Below are 5,831 nucleotides of genomic sequence, written 5' to 3' on the forward strand. Positions count from 1 at the left end.
TTTGCGCTTCAATCTGATCTGTGCCATCTACAACTATGAGTACGTGACTCATAAAATTGAGAAAGATCCGCCGCCGCCATGACTTTTGCAAGAGGTATATTTTAAGCTGGCTCAGGCCGCGCGGGAGTTGTTGAAGTTGAAGCTGTCTTTTCATGCCATGATTATCTCACACTATCGGGGACATAACCGTGGACAAAACCGAGGAAGTTGCGTGGTCAGAGGAATCTGGCTTGCCGCCGCCGAACCCTGAGCCATGACTCTGATCCCTGCCCTCATTTTTCTCGCCGCACTCTCTCTACCGCAAAAGCCCGCCGTCTGGAAGCCCGAGCTCAACGGGGAGCGCCGCGCCGCGCTGGAGCGCATCTCGCCGGACTCACTCAGAGGCAATCTTTCGTTTCTGGCCTCGGACGCGCTGGAGGGAAGAGCCACACCGTCGCCCGGGCTGACTATCGCTGCGGAGTACATTGCCGCACAGTTTCGCAAGGCGGGCCTGGAGCCCGGTGTTAAAACAGAGGCTGGGGAGAGTTATTTCCAAACGACGGCATTAAAAGCACGCGGCTCCGACGACGAGCAGCCCGTGCACAATGTGATTGGTGTGCTACGCGGCTCCGATCCGAAGCTTAAAGACAGCTATATTATTGTCACGGCGCACTACGATCATCTGGGAACCAATCCCAACATGCCCGGCGACGATAAAATCTTCAACGGGGCCAACGACGACGGCAGCGGCACCATCGGGGTGATCGAGCTGGCAACAGCGCTGAGCACGCTCAAGAAGCGCCCCAAGCGCAGCATTGTCTTTATGACGTTCTTTGGTGAGGAGCGCGGCCTCTTGGGCTCGCGCTTCTACGGCAAGAACCCAGTCTTTCCGCTCAACCAGACCATCGCGCACATCAACTTAGAGCAGATAGGCCGCACCGACGACCGCGAAGGCCCACGGATCAGCGCAGCCTCTATGACGGGCTTTGACTTCTCCGACATAGGCCCGATCTTCGCATCAGCGGGCAAGGCGGTGGGTGTGGAGATCAGCAAGCACCCCAAAAACAGCGACGCGTTCTTTGGCCGCTCGGACAATCAAGCCCTTGCGGATCTAGGGGTTCCCGCCCACACGCTCTGTGTCGCTTATGTCTACCCCGATTATCACGGCGTCGGCGACCACTGGGAGAAAGTGGACTATCCCAACACCGCCAAAGTGCTCAAGGGAATCGCTCTGGGCATTCTCACCCTCGCCGATAGCCAGAACGAGCCCCGCTGGAACGCAGACAACGAGAAAACCGCCCGCTACTTAAAGGCCTGGCAGGAACGACAGAAGTGATTCGCGTTATGACCTCACTGAGTTAAGCCAAAGATCAACCTCAGTAAAGAGTTGCCCGATATCGCAAGGCAAACCCGTAATCAGACTCGCGCGAAGCTGGGCAGCTCCTAAACGTGCCTGGTCGGCTCGGTCAAGGAACCCCTGCTTCTCCGTCAGAAGCGCAGCAAGCTCTAAGACACTGGCCTGGTTCTCTTTATAGTGCTGCCGTCGGCTCAGAACCAGTGCTTCTAGGAGGGCGCTACCGGCCTGTTCAAGGTGCTCCAGAACAAGCAAAGCACTGGTTGCCCGAGGCGACAGACGACGATACCGCGCCAGTCCTCCGTATCGCGCAAAGAGGGCAGAGCGGCTTCGTAGGCGAGCAGAGCCGCTTCGGGATTCCCCTGTCGGACGGCAATATTCCCCAGGTTGATACGAGCATGGGCAGCGTGCACGAGATCCCCCAGAGACTGGTAGAGACTCTGGCTCTGGGAGAACGCAGCAGTTGCTCTTTCCAGTGCGTCCAGCCCGGCAGCGGCAGCTCCAATACAGTTCCAAGCATGTGCCTGACGCACCGTGTCGCCAATCTTTTGACGGAACACCAGGCTCTCCTCAAACAGGGGCAGAGCGCGTGCAAACTCCTCGCGGGTCAGGGCATTAATTCCCAGGTTTGCCTTTAGTGTCGCTTCGCCTACCGCATCGCCGTCTATCTGCACCGCCAGTGCGGCTTCATAGTGACGATCCGAGACCACCAGGTCTCCCAGGCTGAAGGCGATCATTCCTAGAACGGTGTGTGCGGTGCGCTCGATTTGTGCCCTAGGTTGGAGATCAAGGCAGCGCTCCAGGTAGCGCACCGCGAGCTCAGGGCTCGCACCGTTCCACTCTAAGCGTCCCGCCGTGAGCAAGAGTTCGGTCAGCAGTAGCGGATCGGAGAGAGCGTGCTCCTGCCTGAGAAGCCGTAGCAAGCGCTCCCGCCCCTCACGAAGCCACCCACGAATCTCCCAAAACCGCCCCAGGCCGACTGCGAGCCGCCCTGCTTGACGAAGCTGGCCCGTGCTTTGAAAGTGCTCCTGCGCGACTCGGATATTAGCGGCATCCTGCTCCAGAGAGGTGAGAGCCTCACGTTGCTGGGGACCACGTAGCTCCTGTGCCTTCTGTTGCACAAGCTCCTGGAAGTACTCGCCATGTCTTCGACGGAGCTGTGTCCAAGGGGCGGCTCCCTCTTGCTCCAGTGCCTCGGCCCCGTACTCCCTCAGGCTGTCCTGAAGGAGATAGCGGCCACTCTCGGGGAGGGAGAAGCGGCCACTCTCCAGTTCGAGGCGAAGCAGGCTCTTATCCCGCAGTGTCGCCAGAAGCTCAGGGATTGCAGTGGGAGGACAGAGCACCTCGCAGACCTTTTGTGCAGCGTCCGTGGTAAAGCTTCCCGCAAAGCAAGAGATTCCTCGGAAGAGACGCTGCTCTTCGTCGGTCAGGGTCTGGTAGCTCCAGTCTATGGTTGCCCGAAGTGAGCGATGGCGGGGATGCAGATCCCGCATACGACTGGAGAGAACCGTAAAGCGCTGTTGAAGGGCTTCTTGAATCTGAGGAAGTGTCAGAGAGCGTGTCTGAGCTGCCGCCAGCTCGATGGCAAGCGGGGTGCCTTCGAGCTGCTGACAGAGCTTCTCCAAAGTGGCCGGGCTCTCGCCTTCGCCTGGGAAGTGAGGACGCGCCTGTCGGGCGCGCTCTGAGAAGAGTTCCACGGACTCAGGAAGACTCAGGGGATTGAGAGGGTACTCGTGCTCCATGCTCAAGTACAGGAGCGTTCGCGAGGTTGCTAGAACCTGGAGTTGCTCTGTTCCCTTCAGGAGAATCGCAAGCTCGTCGGCGATCTCCTCGAAACGCTCCGCACTATCAATAAGAAGTAGAGCGGGTGTACTCTTAAAGTGCTCGCAGAGCTGCTGGAGCGGCTTTTTGTTGGGTTCTTCGAGTAGCCCACAGGCATGCAGCAATGTGGCGGAGAACTCCTCGGCGCGTGAGAGGGGCACCGCATCCACGTACCAGATCCCTCCGGGGTAGCGCCAGAGGAGGTCACTGGCAGTGTGGAGCGCGAGGCGCGACTTGCCCCCACCGCCTAGACCCGTCAGGGTAACCAAGCGGGCTCTTTGCTCACCCAGAAGATGACGCAGAGCACTGACTTCGGTGCGGCGCCCCACAAACGAGGTGATCTCCGAAGGGAGGTTGTGGGGGTGCGCAGACTGGGTGCGTAGCGGAGGAAACACCTCGGGAAGCCCGTCGGCGACGACCTGGAAGATATGTTCGGGCTCCTCGATTCCACGGAGCCGGCGGAACCCCCGATCCACCCATTTGACAGCAGCCTCTGTCAGTTGTACTTGAAGTGAGGCAGGCACGAGAACCTGCCCTCCGTGGCCCGCATCCTGAAGCCGGGCGATCCGGTTAAGGACGGTGCCGAAGTAATCGCCGCCCCGCTCCTCTGCCTCTCCTCCGTAGAGAGCCATCCGTACTTTGAGCGCTCCAACCTCACCCCAGTTCTCGTTAAGGAGAGAAAACTGCGCACTCAGCGCAGCTTCCAAAGCTCTCTGTGGGGTGTCAAAAACGGCACAGAAAGCATCCCCCACAGTCTTGAAAACGGTTCCCCCCTGGCTCCTGATTGCTTCATGAAGAAGCACATCATGCTGAGCCAGAGCCCCTCGCATCGCCACAGGGAAGCGCTCCCAGAGGGGGGTGCTTCCCTCGATGTCCGTAAAGAGGAAGGTGAGCGGGCTCTGCTCCATGGCGACCTACCCTGTGCGCCGACGGTAACGCAGGAGTCCGAGTCCAAGCAGTCCCAGGGTTCCCAAAGCCAGTGTCCCAGGCTCAGGTGCCCCTCCACCTCCACCGAGAGCCACGATCCCACCGCCGGGATTGCTGTTAGGGTTAAAGCGATAGCCGGAGCTATTGGGAGCACTACCATTGTTGCTCGTGCTAGGAACCACGTCCATGTAGAACGCTGTTGTCCCTTGCGTGGCCGGGTAGGCGACATAGAAATCAAAGATTCCTCTCTCACCAGGATCCAGTGTGGGAACCCCTGATGACGAATAGAAGTGCAGGGTGCTGTAGATCGGAGAGCCTAAAAACTGGAAATCGGAATACTCGTAGACAAAGGGGCCGTCATCGTGCACTCGTCCTCGGACACCCAGGGGTGAGGAGACATCTACAAACCCGAGCTGCGAGCGGAGCGGATGTCCATCGGGATACTGGGGGGTGTGGAAGGTTACCGAGACAAACGAGTCGGTTGTCAGATTCTGGGTGTCGTACTCGTTGAAACGAACTACCGGGTCGGCGATAGGGGTGACGATGATCGCATTGCCACTGCGTCCCAGAGCATCGCTCCCGTTCAAGTAGCCCGCAGTGAGATCGCCCGTGTCCACAAACCCGCCCATGCCGCCAAACGCCCCCGTGGTAAAGCTGCTCAGCCCTCGATTATAGTAGCCAATACCCACCTGAGTCTGTGCCTGTACGGCGGCCACCAGCCCAAGGCACGCTAGAAAAGTCCCTAAAAATCTACGCATCTTTTTCTCCCTACAAAGATTCTCTCTTGTTACCGTTGCCGGTACCGTTGCCGGGAAGGCAGGATTTTAGGACGCGAAGAGGGAAAGAGGCAACGTGCTACGTCTTGGGTTGCTGGGCTCGTTTTTACTAGAAGTGGACGGAACTCCCGCGCCACGGCTGCGCTCGCGTGCTGGAGAAAGCCTGCTGGCGCTTTTGGTGCTGCGGGCGGGTCAACCTGTGGAGCGGCTCTGGCTGGCGGGGACGCTCTGGCCGGAGAGTGACCGTGAGCAAGGACTCTACAATCTACGACGGAACTTAACCGATCTGCGCACGGCGCTGGGCAGCGAGTCCGGGCGGCTGGAGTCGCCTAGCAAGCTCACCCTCTCTCTGAACCTTACAGGGGCGGAGTGCGATGTACTTGCTTTCGATGCGGCGCTGGCGGCGCAGTGCTGGGCGGAGGCGGTGGCCTGCTACAGCGGAGCGTTGCTCGCCAGTGGCGAGGAGCCAGGGCTGGAAGCGGAGCGAGCACAGCGTGAGCAGGGGTACTTACTCGCTCTGGAGCGGGCGGCGATGCAGCTTTCCCCCAGCAAGGGGCTAGTACTGCTGGAGCGCGCCCGCGCCTGTAACCCTCTTCAGGAAAGTGTGATCCGGGCACTCATGCAGTGTCACCAGAGCCTGGGAAGTCCCGCGCAGGCAGCACAGTGCTACCACGAGTTCCGCGCCTACTTGTTGGGAGCACGTCTGGGAAAGCCTGACGCACAAACACAGGCACTCTATGCGTCTTTTACGGAGCCGCAAGCGCTCTCCTGGGACAATATTCCAGAGCCACTGAGTGTTTTTGTAGGACGCGTGGGCTACTTAGAGCTCTGCGTGCATCAGCTCACGGCGGGCCAGAGCCGCCTAGTGACACTAATCGGGATGGGCGGAATCGGCAAGAGCCGGATCGCCCGTGAAGTGGCTGCGTGCGTTCGTCCCCACTTTACCGATGGTACTCTCTGGGTGGATTTAGAAG

The 5,831-nt window shown here is 59.5% G+C and carries 5 protein-coding genes; 2 read left to right on the forward strand and 3 right to left on the reverse strand.

All coding sequences use genetic code 11. The features are described 5' to 3' along the window. Positions 1-253 precede the first annotated feature (253 nt). Positions 254-1,315 (forward strand): M28 family peptidase, encoded by a 1,062-nt coding sequence (locus tag ACH2EH_RS05280; RefSeq protein ID WP_395139626.1) that lies wholly within the window; start codon positions 254-256, stop codon positions 1,313-1,315. 6 nt (positions 1,316-1,321) lie between these two features. Here ACH2EH_RS05280 and ACH2EH_RS05285 read toward each other — a convergent pair whose 3' ends face one another. The 3 genes from ACH2EH_RS05285 to ACH2EH_RS05295 are packed head-to-tail and all read right to left on the reverse strand — an operon-like array spanning position 1,322 to position 4,839. Then, positions 1,322-1,588 carry a hypothetical protein gene (locus tag ACH2EH_RS05285; RefSeq protein WP_395139628.1) on the reverse strand — a complete coding sequence of 89 codons (267 nt, stop codon included), beginning with the start codon at positions 1,586-1,588 and terminating at the stop codon, positions 1,322-1,324. Further along, a complete protein-coding gene (locus ACH2EH_RS05290; protein ID WP_395139630.1) occupies positions 1,543-4,062 on the reverse strand; it encodes an ATP-binding protein in 2,520 nt (839 codons plus the stop codon). The genes ACH2EH_RS05285 and ACH2EH_RS05290 overlap by 46 nt, the downstream gene beginning before the upstream one ends. A 6-nt stretch (positions 4,063-4,068) precedes the next feature. Further along, entirely contained in the window at positions 4,069-4,839 is a 771-nt protein-coding gene (locus ACH2EH_RS05295) for a hypothetical protein (protein WP_395139632.1), read from the reverse strand. Between the two features lie 94 nt (positions 4,840-4,933). Here ACH2EH_RS05295 and ACH2EH_RS05300 point away from each other — a divergent pair. After that, positions 4,934-5,831 (forward strand): BTAD domain-containing putative transcriptional regulator (locus ACH2EH_RS05300; protein WP_395139634.1); only part of this gene is annotated, 898 nt, incomplete at its 3' end.

This window comes from Armatimonas sp., from assembly GCF_043760365.1.
GTDB lineage: Bacteria > Armatimonadota > Armatimonadia > Armatimonadales > Armatimonadaceae > Armatimonas.

What these genes read in the sequence shown, in the direction of transcription:
- ACH2EH_RS05290 (WP_395139630.1), bottom strand. Translation starts at nt 4,062, where the DNA reads ATGGAGCAGAGCCCGCTCACCTTCCTCTTTACGGACATCGAGGGAAGC.
- ACH2EH_RS05280 (WP_395139626.1), top strand. Translation starts at nt 254, where the DNA reads ATGACTCTGATCCCTGCCCTCATTTTTCTCGCCGCACTCTCTCTACCG.
- ACH2EH_RS05295 (WP_395139632.1), bottom strand. Translation starts at nt 4,839, where the DNA reads ATGCGTAGATTTTTAGGGACTTTTCTAGCGTGCCTTGGGCTGGTGGCC.